This window comes from Hominimerdicola intestinalis (assembly GCF_054655215.1).
Genome location: NZ_BAAHNZ010000001.1, coordinates 240,060 through 257,957 on the forward strand (window position 1 = coordinate 240,060; position 17,898 = coordinate 257,957).

The 17,898-nt window shown below is 43.9% G+C and carries 16 protein-coding genes; 6 read left to right on the forward strand and 10 right to left on the reverse strand.

Annotation, left to right across the window (positions count from 1 at the left end; translation table 11 throughout):
- The first annotated feature begins 2 nt into the window (after positions 1 to 2).
- The 4 genes from ACYQ0H_RS01185 to ACYQ0H_RS01200 are packed head-to-tail and all read left to right on the forward strand — an operon-like array spanning position 3 to position 2,818.
- The gene (locus tag ACYQ0H_RS01185) at positions 3 to 440 is read left to right on the forward strand and encodes a chemotaxis protein CheW (RefSeq protein ID WP_459811000.1); all 438 of its coding nucleotides are present in this window, start codon (positions 3 to 5) and stop codon (positions 438 to 440) included.
- Between the two features lie 18 nt (positions 441 to 458).
- Positions 459 to 1,298: a CheR family methyltransferase gene (locus ACYQ0H_RS01190; RefSeq protein ID WP_459811001.1), complete on the forward strand. Its 840-nt coding sequence runs from the start codon at positions 459 to 461 to the stop codon at positions 1,296 to 1,298.
- Positions 1,291 to 2,313: a chemotaxis-specific protein-glutamate methyltransferase CheB gene (gene cheB, locus ACYQ0H_RS01195; RefSeq protein WP_459811002.1), complete on the forward strand. Its 1,023-nt coding sequence runs from the start codon at positions 1,291 to 1,293 to the stop codon at positions 2,311 to 2,313. Before ACYQ0H_RS01190 ends, cheB begins: the two co-directional genes overlap by 8 nt.
- 16 nt (positions 2,314 to 2,329) lie before the next feature.
- Positions 2,330 to 2,818 carry a chemotaxis protein CheW gene (locus tag ACYQ0H_RS01200; RefSeq protein ID WP_459811003.1) on the forward strand — a complete coding sequence of 163 codons (489 nt, stop codon included), beginning with the start codon at positions 2,330 to 2,332 and terminating at the stop codon, positions 2,816 to 2,818.
- Between the two features lie 59 nt (positions 2,819 to 2,877).
- Here the strand turns inward: ACYQ0H_RS01200 and ACYQ0H_RS01205 are convergent, their stop codons facing one another.
- The 4 genes from ACYQ0H_RS01205 to pfkB form a co-directional block, all read right to left on the reverse strand.
- The gene (locus ACYQ0H_RS01205) at positions 2,878 to 3,171 is read right to left on the reverse strand and encodes a hypothetical protein (RefSeq protein WP_459811004.1); all 294 of its coding nucleotides are present in this window, start codon (positions 3,169 to 3,171) and stop codon (positions 2,878 to 2,880) included.
- Positions 3,172 to 3,264: 93 nt separating this feature from the next.
- Positions 3,265 to 4,419, reverse strand: a complete 1,155-nt coding sequence (locus tag ACYQ0H_RS01210) for a 3-phosphoglycerate dehydrogenase family protein (RefSeq protein ID WP_459811005.1) — start codon at positions 4,417 to 4,419, stop codon at positions 3,265 to 3,267.
- 149 nt (positions 4,420 to 4,568) lie between these two features.
- Positions 4,569 to 5,651 (reverse strand): 3-phosphoserine/phosphohydroxythreonine transaminase, encoded by a 1,083-nt coding sequence (gene serC / locus ACYQ0H_RS01215; RefSeq protein ID WP_459811006.1) that lies wholly within the window; start codon positions 5,649 to 5,651, stop codon positions 4,569 to 4,571.
- A 175-nt stretch (positions 5,652 to 5,826) separates the two neighbouring features.
- Complete coding sequence (pfkB, locus tag ACYQ0H_RS01220; RefSeq protein WP_459811007.1) at positions 5,827 to 6,738, reverse strand: 1-phosphofructokinase; 912 nt, start codon at positions 6,736 to 6,738, stop codon at positions 5,827 to 5,829.
- Between the two features lie 953 nt (positions 6,739 to 7,691).
- Between pfkB and ACYQ0H_RS01225 the strand changes: the two genes are divergently transcribed.
- Together ACYQ0H_RS01225 and ACYQ0H_RS01230 are read left to right on the forward strand one after the other, a co-directional pair.
- A complete protein-coding gene (locus tag ACYQ0H_RS01225; RefSeq protein WP_459811008.1) occupies positions 7,692 to 10,640 on the forward strand; it encodes an acyl-CoA dehydratase activase in 2,949 nt (982 codons plus the stop codon).
- A gap of 20 nt (positions 10,641 to 10,660) precedes the next feature.
- Positions 10,661 to 11,893, forward strand: a complete 1,233-nt coding sequence (locus ACYQ0H_RS01230; RefSeq protein ID WP_459811225.1) for a 2-hydroxyglutaryl-CoA dehydratase — start codon at positions 10,661 to 10,663, stop codon at positions 11,891 to 11,893.
- A gap of 43 nt (positions 11,894 to 11,936) precedes the next feature.
- On the opposite strand, the gene ACYQ0H_RS01235 is transcribed toward ACYQ0H_RS01230, so the two are convergent.
- From ACYQ0H_RS01235 to ACYQ0H_RS01260, 6 genes are all read right to left on the reverse strand, one after another.
- Positions 11,937 to 12,434 carry a hypothetical protein gene (locus ACYQ0H_RS01235; protein WP_459811009.1) on the reverse strand — a complete coding sequence of 166 codons (498 nt, stop codon included), beginning with the start codon at positions 12,432 to 12,434 and terminating at the stop codon, positions 11,937 to 11,939.
- Between the two features lie 154 nt (positions 12,435 to 12,588).
- Positions 12,589 to 13,029: a stage V sporulation protein AC gene (gene spoVAC / locus ACYQ0H_RS01240; RefSeq protein ID WP_459811226.1), complete on the reverse strand. Its 441-nt coding sequence runs from the start codon at positions 13,027 to 13,029 to the stop codon at positions 12,589 to 12,591.
- Positions 13,030 to 13,390: 361 nt separating this feature from the next.
- Positions 13,391 to 14,074 (reverse strand): ribulose-phosphate 3-epimerase, encoded by a 684-nt coding sequence (locus ACYQ0H_RS01245; protein WP_459811010.1) that lies wholly within the window; start codon positions 14,072 to 14,074, stop codon positions 13,391 to 13,393.
- A 5-nt stretch (positions 14,075 to 14,079) separates the two neighbouring features.
- Complete coding sequence (locus ACYQ0H_RS01250; RefSeq protein ID WP_459811011.1) at positions 14,080 to 15,954, reverse strand: CDP-glycerol glycerophosphotransferase family protein; 1,875 nt, start codon at positions 15,952 to 15,954, stop codon at positions 14,080 to 14,082.
- Between the two features lie 24 nt (positions 15,955 to 15,978).
- Positions 15,979 to 17,049: a galactitol-1-phosphate 5-dehydrogenase gene (locus ACYQ0H_RS01255; RefSeq protein WP_459811012.1), complete on the reverse strand. Its 1,071-nt coding sequence runs from the start codon at positions 17,047 to 17,049 to the stop codon at positions 15,979 to 15,981.
- A gap of 134 nt (positions 17,050 to 17,183) precedes the next feature.
- Positions 17,184 to 17,891 carry an IspD/TarI family cytidylyltransferase gene (locus tag ACYQ0H_RS01260; RefSeq protein ID WP_459811013.1) on the reverse strand — a complete coding sequence of 236 codons (708 nt, stop codon included), beginning with the start codon at positions 17,889 to 17,891 and terminating at the stop codon, positions 17,184 to 17,186.
- Between the last annotated feature and the right edge of the window lie 7 nt (positions 17,892 to 17,898).

Below are 17,898 nucleotides of genomic sequence, written 5' to 3' on the forward strand. Positions count from 1 at the left end.
GAATGGATAATATAACGGACAGCTCTGAGATCGAGCAAAAACATATTCTGACCTTTTACTGCGGCGGCGGTAAATACGCTTTCGATATAATGTCGGTAAGGGATATTATAGAAATACCGCCTATTACCCGTCTGCCTTTAACGGCAGATTATATCGAAGGCGTTATCAACCTTAGGGGAAAGGTTATTCCGGTAATGAATTTTAACAAGCGGCTGGGACTTTCGGAGGGCGTCTATACAGATAAGAGCTGTGTTATCGTGGTTGAGTCAAACGGCTCTCCCTACGGAGTTATAGTTGAAAGGACCGGAGATGCGTCGGTATACAGTTCCGTACAGTTTGCTCCGTCACCTGTGGAAAATTCCTTTATATCAGGTTATATCGTTCAGGACGCAGAGCGTATTCCGCTGATAGATTCTGTGCGTCTTGCGGAAAATGAATAGAAAAAGGAGGGCGGCTAAATGCCTATGAAGCTTAGCGACGGCGATTTTAAACGGCTTGCGGGGATCATAAAAGCAAAATATGGGCTTAATTTATTTGAAAAGAAATTTCTTGTTGAAAGCCGTCTTACAAACTATGTGCTTGACAGCGGCTTCAATGACTTTTCAGAATATCTTGAAGCTGTTTACTGTGACCGTTCTGGAAACGAAATGGCAAATATTATAAACCGTCTTACTACAAATTACACATATTTTATGCGGGAAACCGACCATTTCAGGCATTTCTGTGATGTCTTTCTGAAAAGTGCCGCTGAGTCACGCAGCAGCGGAGAGCTTTCGATCTGGAGCGCAGGCTGCTCTTTCGGGAACGAGCCGTATAATTTCGCTATGTGCGCCGATGATTTCTTCGGAAGCTCAAAGTATTTATGGGATACGAGAATACTGGCAACGGATATTTCCTTTAATGCCTTGAGGTCGGCTAAGAACGGGGTTTATCCGGAGCAGTCGCTGAAAGCCGTACCGGAAATATGGGCCGAAAGGTATTTTACCCGACTGAGCAACGGAACGTATCAGGTAAAGGACAGTATTCGCCGTGACGTTGTATTTAAATACCACAATCTTATGGACGAGATCAATTTTAAGAGAAAATTCGATCTTATTATCTGCCGTAACGTAATGATATATTTTGACGAGCCTACAAAATCACAGCTTTTAAGGCGTTTTTATGACGCAACAAACGACGGCGGCTATCTTTATATCGGCCATGCCGAGGTATGTACCGAACGGGATCTTTATATAAGGGAAGAGCCTGCGGTATACAGAAAGGTTTCATCCGGGAGGGAGGCGGACAGAAATGGCTGATAAAAAGGTACTGATCGTTGACGATTCACCGCTGTTCTGCCGTTTTGCAGAGAATGTAGTGAATTCGGCGGAGGGTTTCTGTACCTGTTCGTCGGCAGGCAGCGCTTATGAGGCAAGGGATGAGATAGAGAAACTGAAGCCCGATCTTATAATCCTTGATATAGAAATGCCGCGAATGAACGGACTTAGGTTTTTGGAGCAGCTTATGCCGCAGTATACAGTTCCGGTAATCGTCTGTTCCTGCAATAGGACCTACGCTTCAAGGGCTAATGAAGCAGGGGCGGCGGCTTTTTTATCAAAGCCTGACGAGGGCGGCTCGTATGAAAGCTTTAAGGAACAGCTTATTCAGAGTATGAAGCTCGCTTCAAACCTGAAGCGAATAAAATGCAGAGGAAAATATTATCCTGTCAAGACAGGCGAACAGTACAGACAGGACAGCAGAATAATAGCCGTTGCCGGGTCAACGGGAAGTACAGAGGCTCTGCCGGAGATATTAAAGGCGTTTACGCCCTCAGTTCCTCCTGTTGCGGTAGTTCTTCATATGCCGGAGGGTTATACAAAGCTTTATGCCAGAAGACTTAATAATGAAACAAAGCTGTTTGTTACCGAAGCGCGTCATGGGCTTTATCTTGAAAAGGGAATGGCGGTAATTGCCCGTGGTGACAGTCATATGAAAATATTTAAAGACGAAAAGGGATATTTTGTTTCCTGCGATAAGGGAGCAAAGGTATCGGGGCATTGTCCGTCGGCAGACGTATTGTTTGAATCTGTGGCGCAGTGTGCCGGAAAGGACGCTGTAGGAGTTATTCTTACCGGAATGGGCGGAGACGGCGCAAAGGGTCTAAAGCTTATGAAGGAAGCCGGAGCATATAATATCGGTCAGAACGAACAGTCCTGTGTTGTTTACGGAATGCCCAAGGCGGCGTTTGAGATTGGCGCGCTCCATAAGCAGGCTCCGCTTGAGGATATTGCGGCTGAAATATATCTCAGGCTCAGAGAGCAGATCATCGTTTAGAAGGGCAGGTGTTATTATGGAAAATGAAAGAATCGGAAAATATTTGATGTTCCTTTCAGGCGGAAAAAAGTTTGCGCTTGCGTTTGAGGATATAAAGTCTATAATAGTTGCTGAGAAAATGCATGAGATTCCCGAATTTCCTTACTACTTTGCCGGGGTATGCACTGCGGACGGAAAGGCTGTTCCGGTTATAGATTCGCGGCTCAGATTCGGTTTTCCTAAGGGGGAGATAACGGACAGGAGCTGTATAATTATTTCATATGCTCACAGGGAAAGCGGAGGACAGTTTGAAATAGGGATACTTACCGACACGATCTCCGTAATGACAGATGTTCCCGATAAAAACGTAGAGCCGTGCTTTAAAATTTCCGAGGAGGCTTATACAAGGTATCTCAAGGGTGTATTTGTACAGGACGGTGAACCTTGTTATATAGTAAGTCCCGATCTGATGATAAACGAAAGCGACAGGGCGATGGCGGCGGAAAAAGCGGATAATGGCAGATGATATGAACAGGGCGGCTTTACATTTTGCAAAGCCGCCCTGTTTTAAGTCCGATCTCGGATTCAGTCGTTATACATTATCGCAGCTGAAATACCGTTTATAAATCCTACTATTAGTCCTGACACAGTATAGAATATTTCCTTGGGGATTCCGGCAAGTACGGATATAATTCCGAAAATAAGAACAAACCCCGCCATTCCGCCAATTTGAATAAGAAACTTATGCTTTTCGATAAAAGGAAAGCGCTGGGTCAGCTTTTTTGCCTTTTCTCCGCTTCGGTCGATAATTCTGTAAATAGCGTAGGACAGACACATAGGTACACCTATAAACACTATTGCGGATATGATTTCGATCATAAATATACTATCTCCCGTTTATCCTGAAAAAAGCTGTTCCGCAGAAGCTATTGACCTGCGGAACAGCTTTACTGCTGTTATTTTTATTGTATATTAAAGAATCCTTACGTTAACAACACCGTCTACAGCCTTTATAGCCTCGATGTCAACATCGCCGTTTACGTCCAGCATTGTATAAGCCAAATCCTTCTTTGACTTGTTTACAAGGTTTTCAATATTTGCGCCCTTGTCGGAAACAGCGGCGGTTACCTGAGTTATAATAGCCGGAGTATTCTTATGCAGTACGCATACCAAAGCGTCGCCTGTCTTTGCAAGCTCTGCGTTAGGGAAGTTTACGGAATTCTTTATTGTTCCGTATTCAATGTAATTTATAAGCTCGTTTGCCGCCATAACTGCGCAGTTGTCCTCAGATTCTTCAGTAGAAGCGCCGAGATGAGGGATAGCGACGATATTCTCAACGCCGAGGACCTCATCACAGGGGAAGTCAACGATATATCTTGCAACCTTGCCGCTGTTTACAGCTTCAACGATTGCTTCAGAATTTACAAGCTCTCCTCTTGCAAAGTTCATAAGTCTTACGCCGTCTTTGCAGAGTGCGATAGTATCTTTATTGATCGTATCCTTAGTTTCGGAGTTATAGGGAAGATGAAGCGAGATATAATCAGCGTTAGCGTAGATATCGTTTATATTGGCAGTAACCTTTACCTGAGGCTTCAGGCTGAGAGCTGCGCCTACCGAAAGGAACGGGTCGTAGCCGATTACGTCCATGCCAAGTGAAATTGCGATATTTGCGATCTTTCCGCCTATAGCGCCCAGACCGATAAGACCGAGAGTTTTGCCCATTATCTCGCAGCCTGCAAAATTGCTCTTTCCTTTTTCAACCATTTTGCCGACCTCTGCTCCGTTTCCTTTAAGTCCCTGAGCCCACTGCATAGCCTCGGGAATCTTTCTTGAAGCCATAAGCAGACCGCAGATAGCAAGCTCCTTTACAGCGTTTGCGTTAGCTCCGGGAGTATTGAAAACAACGATTCCCTGCTCTGCACATTTGTCAACAGGAATATTGTTTACGCCTGCGCCTGCTCTTGCAATTGCAAGAAGATTAGAACCGAATTCCATATCATGCATTTTAGCGGAACGAACCATGATAGCGTCAGGAGCTGTGCAGCTGTCGCTGACTGAATATTTTGCCGTATCAAACTTATCTGTGCCTACTGCGGCTATCTTATTAAGCGTCATAATATTATACATATTGATCTACCTCATTTCATTAAATAAACGACGGGTGACGAAAAGCCACCCATCTGTTTTTATCAGGTTATTATCCTATCACAGCAAGAACAAAGCATATGGAAATAATTCCGATCCCGTTCAATGCTTTGCGCCCGATCTGATTGAATCTATGCGTTTTCAGCCTCAAATTTCTTCATGAATTCAACAAGCTTTTCCACGCCCTCGATAGGCATAGCGTTATAAATAGAAGCTCTCATTCCGCCGACTGTTCTATGACCCTTGAGGTTTTCTAAACCTGCTGCCTTTGCTTCCTTTACAAATTTAGCGTCAAGTTCAGCGTTTCCTGTAACGAACGGTACATTCATAAGCGATCTGTCCTTAGGCTCAACAGTGCCCTTGAACATTTTGCTCTGGTCGAGGAAATCGTAAAGGATCTTTGCTTTCTTTTCATTGTGAGCCTTCATAGCCTCAAGACCGCCCATTTTCTTGATCCACTTGAAAACCTTGCCGCAGATATATATACCATAGCACGGAGGAGTGTTATAAAGAGAATCAGCGTCAGCCTGAGTTTTCCATTTCAGCATTGTAGGAGTGCCTTCTAATACATCTTCAGTAATAAGATCTTCGCGGATAATAGAAATAACAACGCCGGCAGGACCTATATTTTTCTGGACACCGCCATATATTACGCCATATTTAGAAACATCTACCGGCTCGGATAGAAAGCATGATGAAACATCGGCAACAAGATCCTTACCCTTTGTATTAGGCAGCTCTTTGAATTTTGTGCCGTAAATAGTATTGTTTTCGCAGATATAAACGTAATCTGCGTCTTCCGGAATATCAAGATCCGAACAATCCGGTATATAAGAAAAGGTTTTGTCTGCTGAAGAAGCTACTGCGACTGCTTCTCCGTAAATCTGTGCTTCTTGATAAGCTTTTTTAGCCCACTGGCCGGTAATTATGTAAGCCGCCTTTTTATTTTTCATAAGGTTCATAGGTACTGCTGCAAATTGCTGTGAAGCTCCACCTTGAAGGAACAGAACCTTATAATTCTCCGGAATATTCATAAGGTCGCGGATATCCTTTTCAGCTTCCTTGATGATCTCGTCATAAGCCTTGGAACGATGACTCATTTCCATTACAGACATTCCCGTTCCCTTGTAATCAAGCATTTCGTCTGCCGCTTCCTTCAGAACTTCCTCCGGCAGTACAGCAGGACCCGCACTGAAATTATACACTCTTCCCATGATAAAAAACCCTCCATGAATTAAAAATAAGTTAACATTATTATTATATTACTTTTCCCTGTTAAAGTCAAGGGATATGCCAAAAATCTTTAAGCAGTCCTATATGATTTTATGTATACTGAACAATTTTTTCATGTTCCGTTTGTACATATATTATAACGGCAGGTCTATCGGTTTATATTTTCAGCGACTTATATATCTTCATTATCTCATTCGCCGCTGCAAGTTCTTCGGAAAAAGCGCTGGCGCTTCCTGCCGCTATGCTCATTTTAAAAGCGTGAAGATAATCACCTGCTTCAAGCCAGCCGCAGAGAAAGCCTGCGACCATTGAATCTCCTGCTCCGACTGAGTTTTTTACCTTGCCCTTAGGAGCGTCGGCATAGATTGTATTTCCGTCAGAGGTAAGCATGACTGCGCCGTCGCCAGCCATTGAAACTATAACGTTCTGCGCACCCATTTCCTGAAGCCTTGCCGCATAATGAGCAATTTTATCCTTGTCGCTTCCTAGCCGTACTGCGAACAGCTCCTCAAGCTCATAATTGTTGGGTTTTATTAAAAACGGATGGTATTTGAGCAGATTCAGAAGCAGTTTCCCCGAGGCGTCTGCAATGACGTTTACTCCGCGCTCAGCCATTTCAGCCGATATATCGCTGTAAACGGTATTCGGAACGGATCTGGGAATACTTCCCGCAAGCACGAGGTAGTCACCGCTGCTGAGCCTTGAAAGCTTTGTTTTAAGCAAATTAACTTCCCTCTCTGAAATATCAGGACCTGACCCGTTTATCTCAGTTTCGCTGCTGCCCTTTATTTTGACGTTTATTCGAGAAAATCCGCTGTTTAATCTGATAAAATCGCAGCTGAGTCCCTGCTTTTCTAGTCCGCGTTCGATCTGCTCCCCGGTAAAGCCTGCTGTAAAGCCCAGAACTGACGATTCAACCCCCAGGTTTTTCAAAACTGCGGAAACGTTAACTCCTTTGCCGCCGATAAGGATATGCTCATTTCTGCTTCGGTTTGTACTTCCGTGAACATAATCGTCAACTGTAACAGTATAATCCAGAGATGGATTGAAGGTAATGGTATATATCATAAAAGGATCCTTTCTTTATAAGCGAAGCTGCCACTATGAGATAAAAACATAGTGGCAGCTTATGCTGCTATAAAATAGGTGCGTAACGAAATGAAACAGTAAGCTGAAAATCACTTGTTTCTGATAATAGCTTTTACTTCCTCATTCACAAGCAATATAGATATCCATACTTTCTCCGTCTGTTTCAAAGCAGGGAATAACGCCTTCCCAGACGTGCGTCAATCCGTTTATTTTCATATACTCGTCGATAGTTTTGTAACCGTTTGGTATAATGACAAATGGCTGTACATATTGAAAAGCCGTCTGAAAATCCTTATCAAATTTATACTGTAAGAGTACATTTAGCAGTATAACACAGGCTACATGGTTTTACAACCAACACAGGCTTGGCATTTCTTCTTTATGTGCAACCTTAGGTTGACACAATATTATGAGTATGGTACATAATAAAACGATAACTATTTAATAATACCATAAAACGATAGATCTTTCAAATAGATTTTATATTTGATATACAAATATTTTATGAACGGATCAATCTCGAGCAGAGGGAAACGGCTTGATTTTGTTATTTATATATGATATAATTTAAAATAATACCATTCAGAAGCGGGGCAATTTTTTGAACTGCTTTTGCAAAAACAGCTGCAGAGGGAATCAAGGAAAAAACAGCTTGATCTTATAAGGGAAATATGCTGCGGTATGGTACAAGGCGATTATTATGCCTGTATCTGATTTTGAGAAACGGCTTGACCAATGATATTGAACGTATCTGTTTTCTTTATTAACAAAGTGCGGGCGGAAAGATCCCCACGGTTTTGTAGTTCATCTGACGAGAAGAAATTGGAATATGATAAAAATCAAATATTTATAAAAAGTATTTGCTTTTTGCAGAGATTATGCTATAATATATAATGTATACGAAATTTCAGAACAGCAATGAGGTAATATTGATGAGTAAAATTTACAGCCTTGGAATAGATGTGGGCTCTACTACTGTTAAGACGGTTATTCTTGACGGTGATGATATTATATACAATAAATACGAAAGACATTTTTCAAAGGTAAGGGAAACTGTAGGGGAACAGCTGAGAATCATAAGGGATTTATATCCTGCCGATAAATTTAAAATTGCGATAACAGGCTCAGCCGGTCTCGGTATAGCCGAGGCATGCGGAATAACCTTCGTTCAGGAGGTTTTCTCTGCCTTTACCGCAGTTAACAAGTCCTATCCGGACGCCGACGTAGTAGTCGAGCTGGGGGGAGAGGACGCAAAGATAATTTTCCTTACCGGAGGAGTCGAGCAGAGAATGAACGGCTCCTGCGCCGGAGGAACCGGGGCGTTTATAGACCAGATGGCAGGGCTTCTGGGAGTATCGCCGGACGAGCTTAACGAGCTTTCCTTACATAGTCAAAAACTTTATCCGATAGCTTCGCGCTGCGGAGTTTTTGCAAAATCAGATATACAGCCGCTGCTTAATCAGGGCGCTAAGAAGGAGGATATAGCCGCTTCTATTTTTCAGGCGGTAGTTGATCAGACGGTTTCGGGTCTTGCTCAGGGCAGGAAGATAGCCGGAAAGGTGCTTTTCCTCGGAGGACCTCTGTCGTTCCTAAGCGGTTTGAGAAAGGCGTTTACGGATACTCTCGGACTTGACGCAGACAATGCGGTATTTCCTGAGCTTGCCCCCTGCTTTATGGCTTACGGCTCGGCGCTTCACGCTCAGCAGATGAGCGAGGAGATGACGATAGACGAGGCGCTTGACAAAATACTTAACGCTAAGGCAAAGGATTCAATAGTTACAGGAAAGCCGCTGTTTGAGTCACAGGAGGATTACAGGCGTTTTGTAGACCGTCATAAGCAGTCTGATTTGAAATATGAGGATATAAAGACTTATACCGGCGACGCTTATCTGGGAATAGACGCCGGCTCTACTACTACAAAGCTTGTGCTTATTACTCCGGAGGGAAAGCTGCTGTACCAGTATTACGGTTCAAATAAGGGACAGCCGCTTGACGTTATAGCTTCAAAGCTTGAGGAGATATATACGATATGCGCCGACGGTCTGAATATAAAGGCCTCTGCGGTAACGGGCTACGGGGAGGATCTTATTAAAGCCGGTTTGGGCGTCGATTACGGTATAGTAGAAACTGTCGCTCATTATAAAGCGGCGGCGTATTTCTGTCCTGACGTTGACTTTATTATTGATATAGGCGGACAGGATATAAAATGCTTTAAGATAAAAAACAACGCTATAGACAGTATTATGCTGAATGAGGCCTGTTCTTCCGGCTGCGGCTCGTTTATACAGACCTTTGCTCAGGCGATGGGTTATGAAATATCCGAGTTTGCAAGGCTTGGGCTTTTTGCAAAGGCGCCTGTAGAGCTTGGCTCAAGATGTACGGTATTTATGAATTCCTCGGTAAAGCAGGCTCAGAAGGACGGAGCGAGCGTTGAGGATATTTCCGCAGGACTTTCCTCGTCTATAATCAAAAATGCTATATATAAAGTAATAAGAGCAAAATCGGTGGAGGAGCTCGGAAAAAATATTGTGGTGCAGGGAGGAACCTTCCTCAACGACGCCGTACTGCGTTCCTTTGAGATCGAGCTTGGCAGAAACGTTATACGTCCGGCTATAGCAGGACTTATGGGCGCTCTTGGCTGTGCGCTTTTCGCAATGGAAAAGTCAAGGAACAGCGATGCTCCGTCCGGACTTCTGGATTTTGACGGATTAAAGCAGTTTGCATATAATTCTGCCGCCGTTCAGTGCAAAGGCTGTACGGCTCACTGCAACCTTACGATAATTAAATTCAGCGACGGACACAGGTTTATTTCAGGGAACCGCTGTGAAAAGGGCGCCGGCATAAAAATAGAAAACCGTATAGAAAATATGGTGGAATATAAATACGGCCGTATCCTTGAGCTTGAAAATAGAAAACCGTCCAAGCCTATAGCTAAGGCGGGTATACCCCTTGCGCTGGAATTCTACGACCAGATGCCGTTTTTCCATACCCTGCTTACCGAACTGGGCTTTGAAGTCATATTCTCAGAGGAATCCACAAGAGATACCTATTATAAGGGTCAGCAGACTATCCCGTCGGATACGGTATGCTATCCTGCAAAGCTGTGTCACGGTCATATCCAGAGCCTGCTCGATAAGGGCGTGGATTTTATATTCTATCCCTGCATGAGTTATAACGTTGATGAGGGTCAGTCGGATAATCATTATAACTGCCCTGTTGTAGCTTATTACCCCGAGCTTTTAAAAGCAAATATTCCCGAACTTAACAGCAGTAATTTTATCGCGCCCTATCTTGATATAAATATAAAGAAGCACGCTGCAAAGGCAGTAGCGGCTTCGCTTTCAGCATACGGTATTACTGCGAAGCAGGTAGCCTCTGTTCTTAACAAGGCTTATTCCGAGCAGGTAAGACACCGCCGTCATATTGAGAAAAAGGCTCAGGAGATAATTTCTCAGGCAAGAAGCAGAGGTCAGAAGATAATCGTTCTTGCAGGACGTCCGTATCATATAGATCCTGAAATAAATCACGGAATACATAAGCTTATCTGCTCTCTTGGCTTTGCGGTAATTACGGAGGACAGCGTTTCAGGACTGGTAGACTGTCCGCCGCTTGACGTTCTGAACCAGTGGACGTACCATTCAAGGCTTTACAGAGCTGCGCAGTACGTCTGTCGGAACGACGATATGCAGCTTGTTCAGCTTGTGTCTTTCGGCTGCGGAATAGACGCTGTAACTACAGACGAGGTAAGAGCTATTCTTGAGGAAAACGGAAAGCTTTATACTCAGCTGAAAATAGATGAGATAACAAATCTGGGCGCAGCAAAGATAAGACTTCGTTCTCTTGCCGCTGCGCTTGAGGAAAAGGAGGAAAGTGCAAAGTGAGCGAAAAAAATACGGCTAAAATGGGTTCAGAACGGGTCTTTAAAACGGTCTTTACCGAGGATATGAAAAAGGATTACACTATTCTTATTCCCGATATGCTTCCGATTCATTTTAAGCTGATAATAAAAATATATGAAAAATACGGCTATCATATGGAGCTGCTTCAGAATACCTCCAGAAACGTTATAGACGAGGGTCTGAAGAATACCCATAACGACGCCTGCTATCCGGCGCTGCTTGTTATCGGACAGTTTATGGACGCACTGAAAAGCGGAAAATACGACGTTAACAAGACTGCTCTGCTTATGTCACAGACGGGCGGCGGCTGCCGTGCCTCAAACTATATTCATCTTATAAGAAAGGCCGTAGCCTCTCAGTTTCCTCAGGTCCCGGTAATATCCCTGAACTTCAGCGGACTTGAAAAGAATCCGGCGTTTCCTATGACACCGGCAATAGCGCTCAGACTGGTCTACGCCGTTATGTACGGCGATATGCTTATGCTGCTGTACAATCAGTGCAAGCCCTATGAGCTAAAACCGAATATTACCGATCAGCTGCTTGCAAGATGGCAGCACAGACTGGGCAGGCTTATGGATACCAACGATTATTTATCGCCGAAGCCGATATATAAGGCAATGCTAAAAGAATTTGCAGCGATACCCCGTTCAAAGGAAAAGAAGCCGAGGGTAGGTATAGTAGGTGAGATATATGTTAAATATTCTCCGCTGGCGAATAACAATCTGAACGAATTTCTGCTTTCGGAGGGCTGCGAGCCTAACGTACCGGGACTTCTTGATTTTATTCTTTACTGTGCCTCCGACCTTATCAACGACGCGGATCTTTACGACAGAAGATCAAGCCGTACCCTTATGTACGGAATAGGCTATAAGGTGCTGTATAAATTTCAGCGTCAGCAGATAAAGATAATAGAGGAGCATGGCGTCTTTCAGCCGCCTCACGATTTTGAACATCTCAGAAGCTGTGCTGACAAGTATATTCATCAGGGAGTAAAAATGGGAGAAGGCTGGCTTATTACGGCTGAAATGGCGGCGCTTGCTGAAACCGGCACCAAGAATATTATCTGTACTCAGCCTTTCGGATGTCTGCCTAATCATATAGTTGCGAAGGGTATGTCAAGAGTTATCAAGGAAGCGTATCCCGACGCAAATATAGTGGCTATAGACTACGACCCTGGCGCTACAAAGGTAAATCAGGAAAACAGAATAAAGCTTATGCTTGCAAATGCAAAATAAAATAAGCTGCCTCGGACTGAAATAAGTCTGAGGCAGCTTTTGCTTATTCAGATTTAATTGGTTCTTCCTCAACGGCTACAATAGGATAGCCGCTTATATAAGGCTTGACGTATTCGGGATGTTTGCGGGCTTCATTAAATATCTCTTCGCTTATTTCTCCGCATACGTTCATAATATCGTTAAGCGGGCGGGTCTTGACAACAGGACAGACAGGTGAAAGCGTTATGACTCTTCTTCCGTTCAGCGACATTATTCTGAAAGGCCAGATCCTACAATCAAAAGGCTTTTCGTTTCCCATTATGCAGCCCTTTTCATGATCCAGAAGAGAGCAGTAATAAAGGTCACGGTTTGGCTCTTTTTTCATTTTCAGCAGATAATGACCGTCCTTTTCAACAAACTCCTGATCAGATCTGAAATCCTTTGTTATCTGCTGTGACTTTTCAGAGTCTATTACGGGAGCCTCCCATATATCTGAGCTGTCAAAGCAGCAGCAGATCCTGCATTTTGCACATTCTTCTCTTGAAAGCAGCTTTTTAAGCATTTGAATCAGCCGTCCTTTGTATTTTACTTTCTTTATATCTATAATAACACAAATAATAAAAAACTTCAAGAGCAGCACGCATTTTGTCCTGTCGGATAAATGAGATTAGTTTTCTGCGTGATTTGCAGACGTTTTGTAATTGCGGCTTTAATGCTTATCTTAGGAATAAATAGTATATCAGACCGTAAATAACGCTTGCAAGTGTACCGTAAAGTATTACCGGCCCTGAAATAATAAATATCTTAGCTCCAAGTCCGAGAACTAGACCCTCTGTTTTAAACTCGATAGCCGGAGCTACGACCGAGTTGGCGAAACCGGTAATAGGTACAAGCGTACCTGCTCCGCCGTGCTTTGCAATTTTGTCGTAAAGTCCGAAGCCGGTCAGGATAGCCGAGATCAGGATAAGCGTTATTGAGGTCGCTATGCCGGCGTTTTTCTCCGAAAGTCCGTAGTTAGAGTACATATTAAGCAGCGCTTCCCCAAGCATACAGATAAGGCCGCCTATAACGAACGCCTTTGGTATGGTTATATACCATTTTGTCCCTTCAGAGGCCTCCTTGTACAATTCCGAATACTGCGATTTACTGAGCTTTATATCCATTTTGCCGCCCTGCGCAGGCTCTTGACAGCCGTGAAACAGTTCTGTGCAGGGCAATCCTCCAATCCGTAATTTTGTTAAGATCTTTCACGCTGATGATTATTACGGTTATTGTTTGCCCTTTTCGGCAGATTATACTAAGCTTCCGAAAACCGCAATGCCTGCTGTTATATTGTATAAATTTACAGCGGATCTTTTGTGCAGTTATACAAAATTTGATTTAATTAAAAACTTTTTCGTTCATAGTTGCATATTTGCGTGCAACTTTTCCCCCTTTTTCGCCTATTTATAGAGGGGGTTTTATTTATGATAAATAAAAAATAAAAGATCCGCCCCCGAAAAGGACGGATCAAACAGATCATAAGGTCATGTGTTTTCTTTTCTCGGCAATTCTTTCGTCCACTCCGTCAAGGGATGGCTTTATGATGCTGGAAGTGCCTGCAACGAAAATTCTTGAGCCTGCTCTGTAAGCAAGTCTTACGTTTTCGTTTGACATATTTCCGTCCGACTCGATTATAACGTCCTGCCTGCCGCGCTCGTCAAGAAAGCTTCTTACACGCTTAACCTTTTCAAGTGTGCCGGGAATAAGCTTCTGTCCTGCAAACCCGGGGTTTACGCTCATAACCAGAACTCCGTCAAGGTAATCAAGCACTTCTTCGATAACGCATACGGGAGTACCCGGATTAAGCGCGAGAATAGGCTTTGCTCTAAGGCTCTTTATATACTGCATACATTTGTCGATATGTCTTGTGGATTCATAGTGAACTGCGACGTAGTCGTTTTCCCGTATGTCGTACCACTTCATTTTCTCCTCCGGCTCCGTAACCATAAAGTGAAAATCAAAGGGTATTGCAGTAAGCTTTCTGAGCTGTTTTACATAATCCGTTCCAAGAGTGATATTAGGTACGAACTCACCGTCCATAATATCAATATGCAGATACTCGACGCCGTTTTTTTCAAAAGCGGCAAGATAATCCATAGTCTGGTCTATGCTTACGCACATCATTGAAACCGAGATCATTCCTTTTTCTGATGAATTCATGGGGATCAATCCTTTCCTGTACCGTCTTTATCTTCGGGCAGTCCGATGATAAGCCGGTCGATAACTCTGTCGGTTGCTTTTCCGTCCGTATAGGTAAAATTCTTCTTTATAAAGCTGTCCATCTTGTGGAACTGATAATCGCCGTTTTTCATTGCTTCCATAAGCTCTTCAAAGGAATGAACTATCTTTCCCGGAACAAGCTCCTCATAAGGCTCGTAGAAATCTCTTGTCGCTTCATAGTATTTCTGGTCGAACGCAAAGAAAAGCATAGGCTTTCTGAGAAGCGACATTTCGTAGATTATTGACGAATAGTCTGTTATAAGCACGTCTACGATAAACAGAATATCGTTTACCTCACGGTAGTCGGAGGCGTCAAGAATAATATCCGAGTATTTCGGAGGGATCTCGACCCGTCTTGTTACAAACGGGTGAAGCTTTATGATAAGGACTGAATTTGTTGCCCGCAAAAAATTCCCCCATACGTCCAGATCAAACTTATCAAATGGGAAATAAGCATTTTCGGCGTTGTCGCCTCTGAAAGTCGGAGCGTAAAGATAAACCTTAGACGCTGTTTTGCAGGCGGGAAATTCCTCGAGCATTCTCTCTCTGGTAGCGGTTTTGTATTCTTCGTCAAAGAAAATATCCGTCCTCGGAATTCCGACTGGATAAAACTTGCTTTCGTCTATACCGAAGCCCTCGGCATGATGCTTCGCCGAATGATAAGAGCTTACGGGAACATGAGTGTAGCATTTATGGACTCTCGTATTGAACGGAGGTGCGCCCGGCTTGCCAAGTCTTTCAAAGCCCAGCGACTTAAACGCTCCGCAGGCATGCCATACCTGAAGGATCTTTACGTTAGGCGGATAATCTACCTTGTAGATCTCGGGATAATAGTCGTCGATTATAATTATATCAGACGTAGCGAGATACCAGGTAAACCTGAGCATTTTAAAGCTGTTGCGCTTTATATTTATGCTTTCCTTGAAATCAAAGCGGAATTTGTACTTTTTGTCAAGACCCCGCTCTATCATTCTGTCGTATATAAACTTTTCGTTTCCTCCAATTTCGGCTCTTGAGCCGGAAGCAAACAGGATCACATTGCCCTTCTTCTTTGCAAATTTAGCGAAGAGCCTGAAAAAACCTTTGTACAGGAACAGATTAAACGCATTGAGATCCTTGACCATTCTGTCCCTGCGCTCTTTCCATCGCTTTTTAATTCTTCTGAAAAGGGTCTGAGGGGGCAGCGGTTCTTTATATTCTACATTGACCGAATATTCCATTGTGTCCATATCTGTCAGCGAATCGCAGTAGAAAAGGTTTGACGCGCTTCTTCTGAGCCTGAAGTTAAGCGGATTATCCTTGAGCTTATTTATTTCGCATTCAAATTCCGGAGAAATAAAGGAGGGGTATTCGCTGGTAAGCTCAAGCTTTTCCGAAACGTTTCCTTCATCGTCATAGGTAATTCTGTAGACCGTTCCCGAACGAACAACTATCTCGGTATTGGGATCCTCGGTGATCTCGGGCGAAAATTCCGCTTCCATTCCGTCGTATTCCCTGAATAAAACAAGGTAGTAATTGCCCGTCTGGACAGGCTTTTCACAGTTGACGCTCATTATGTTGAAGCTTAGATGAAACCGGTTTCCCTCCAGCTCAAAGCTCTGAGGATAAAAGGCAAGAGTTCTGTTACGGGTAACGAATCTGGCGCTTAAATTTTCAAAGCTGTCAAAGCCTTTCAATTCGCCGCTGATATGCATTATTACACGTCTGAATTCAATATTCGTTATAAGTGCGTATTTTTTTCCTCTGCGTTCCTGCTCTTCTGCCGCTTTCTTTCTTTCCTCATAAAATTCAAGCTGCTCGGGTGTAAGCATTGTATCCATATATCAAATCACATTTTCCTTAAATTAATCAAAAGTAAACATTACCTTTACGGTAAATTCGTTGGGATCCTTTAAAGCCGCAAAAGCCTTTTTCTGCTCCGAGATCGGAAAGGTATGAGTAATAAGCTCCCTTACGTTAAGCTCTCCGCTTTCAAATATCTCCAGAGCCTTTGCCCAGTCGTTTACCCTGCTGTTGTAACTGGAATTCCATGAGCCTGCTACGGTTATCTGCTTTCTAAGTATCGACCAGTACACATCCTTAGGCATAGCAAGGTCGCTTGCCGGATTTCCGACAAGAACTATCCTGCCAAGTGCGCCGGTAGCCCTTACAGCGTTTTCAATAGCTTCGTTTGTTCCTACCGCTTCAAAGCTTACGTCTGCGCCGTCGCTTCCGGTTATTCTCCTGATAGCGTCGGGAATAGGCTCGTCCTTTGGGTTGACGGTTTCAAAGCCCAGTTTTTTTGCATATTCAAGCTTATTCTGTGAGCGGCCGCAGATTATTACCTTTCCCGTTTTTGTAGCCTTTTTTGCAAAAGCGCCGATAAGGAAGCCTATCGTTCCCGTACCGATTATCATTACGTTCTGACCTTCCTTTATCTGACCGATGTCAACGGCATGAAGGCTTACCGCCGCAGGCTCGCACAGCGCTGCGGTTTCATAGGAAAGGCTGTCGTCAAATGGTACGAGATTCCAGACCGGAGCGACAAGATACTCGGCGTAAGCGCCGTCGCAGCGTGAGCCGAAGTAGCTGTAGCCTGAGCACTGGGCATATTCCTCAAGTCCGCAGGCCTTGCAGTGTCCGCAGGGCAGCAGCGGAAATACGCAGGTTTTTCTGCCCAGCAGAGCCTCGTCAACCCCGTCGCCTACAGCAACTATCTGTCCCGAAAATTCATGCCCGGGAATTGTAGGAAAGTGATACGTTCCGGTAACGAAGATCCTGGGTATATCGCTGGAGCAGATACCGCAGGCCTTGATCTTTACCATAACCGTGCCTTCTTTCAGCTTTGGCGCTTCAACGGTTTTGAGCCTGAGATCGCCTACTCCCTCCAGTACCAAAGCCTCCATTTTTTCCGGTATTTCAATTAAGCTTTTCATAAAAAGAGTCCTTTCCGTCAGTAACATTGAGCCTCGGCAGTTCTGCGTTTATAAATATCCGCTCTGCCGTGCTTCGGTATAAAAATAAGTTTATACGAGTTTCTATTCACAAGCAGGGATCCGGCAGCTGTGTTTTATTTGTTTTCTCCCAGCAAATGCTTTACCATTACAAGATCGCTGTCAGTAGTTATCTTGAAATTGATTGCGTCGCCCTCTATAATGTAAATAGGCTGATTATTGAAGGTGCATATCTGCGAAGTGCCGGTTATTACCTTTTTCTGCTCCTCAGTAAGATTGTTTTTCATATCTATAAAATGCATGAGCCTGAAGCTGTCGGGAGCCTGTCCGCTGAACAGCTCGGCTCGGTTCGGAATATCCTCTACTATTTTTCCGCTTTTAGAATGAAGAATAGTATCGGCGCAGGGAAGTCCGCAGACGCAGGCTCCGTATTGAGCCGCACAGTCAATACTGTCGTTGAGTATTTTCTCTGTAACAAAGGGACGTACCGCATCGTGAATAACGATAACGTCGTCCTCCCTCAGACCGTTGTCGGATACTATTGCGCCGGTAACGCTGTTTATCGAGTCGATACGTTCCTTTCCGCCGCTGATGATCCTGACCTTGTGCTTCTGTTCGATATTGTCCTCTACCTGTTTTCTGAGGTAATCCTTATAATCGTCTCTTACGGCGATATAGATATAATCGAAACGCTCGACCTTGAGCATATTTTTCAGCGTATATAGGATAATAGGCTGTCCGTTGATCTCAATAAACTGCTTTGGTATTACCGAGGTCTTTATTCTTGTGCCAGAGCCGCCTGCAAGCATTGCTCCGTATATCATTTGGCAT

Excerpts from the sequence above, each read along its gene's own strand:
- ACYQ0H_RS01185 (WP_459811000.1), top strand. The coding sequence starts at position 3 with ATGGATAATATAACGGACAGCTCTGAGATCGAGCAAAAACATATTCTG.
- ACYQ0H_RS01190 (WP_459811001.1), top strand. The coding sequence starts at position 459 with ATGCCTATGAAGCTTAGCGACGGCGATTTTAAACGGCTTGCGGGGATC.
- cheB (WP_459811002.1), top strand. The coding sequence starts at position 1,291 with ATGGCTGATAAAAAGGTACTGATCGTTGACGATTCACCGCTGTTCTGC.
- ACYQ0H_RS01200 (WP_459811003.1), top strand. The coding sequence starts at position 2,330 with ATGGAAAATGAAAGAATCGGAAAATATTTGATGTTCCTTTCAGGCGGA.
- ACYQ0H_RS01205 (WP_459811004.1), bottom strand. The coding sequence starts at position 3,171 with ATGATCGAAATCATATCCGCAATAGTGTTTATAGGTGTACCTATGTGT.
- ACYQ0H_RS01210 (WP_459811005.1), bottom strand. The coding sequence starts at position 4,419 with ATGTATAATATTATGACGCTTAATAAGATAGCCGCAGTAGGCACAGAT.
- serC (WP_459811006.1), bottom strand. The coding sequence starts at position 5,651 with ATGGGAAGAGTGTATAATTTCAGTGCGGGTCCTGCTGTACTGCCGGAG.
- pfkB (WP_459811007.1), bottom strand. The coding sequence starts at position 6,738 with ATGATATATACCATTACCTTCAATCCATCTCTGGATTATACTGTTACA.
- ACYQ0H_RS01225 (WP_459811008.1), top strand. The coding sequence starts at position 7,692 with ATGAGTAAAATTTACAGCCTTGGAATAGATGTGGGCTCTACTACTGTT.
- ACYQ0H_RS01230 (WP_459811225.1), top strand. The coding sequence starts at position 10,661 with ATGGGTTCAGAACGGGTCTTTAAAACGGTCTTTACCGAGGATATGAAA.
- ACYQ0H_RS01235 (WP_459811009.1), bottom strand. The coding sequence starts at position 12,434 with ATGCTTAAAAAGCTGCTTTCAAGAGAAGAATGTGCAAAATGCAGGATC.
- ACYQ0H_RS01245 (WP_459811010.1), bottom strand. The coding sequence starts at position 14,074 with ATGAATTCATCAGAAAAAGGAATGATCTCGGTTTCAATGATGTGCGTA.
- ACYQ0H_RS01250 (WP_459811011.1), bottom strand. The coding sequence starts at position 15,954 with ATGGATACAATGCTTACACCCGAGCAGCTTGAATTTTATGAGGAAAGA.
- ACYQ0H_RS01255 (WP_459811012.1), bottom strand. The coding sequence starts at position 17,049 with ATGAAAAGCTTAATTGAAATACCGGAAAAAATGGAGGCTTTGGTACTG.
- ACYQ0H_RS01260 (WP_459811013.1), bottom strand. The coding sequence starts at position 17,891 with ATGATATACGGAGCAATGCTTGCAGGCGGCTCTGGCACAAGAATAAAG.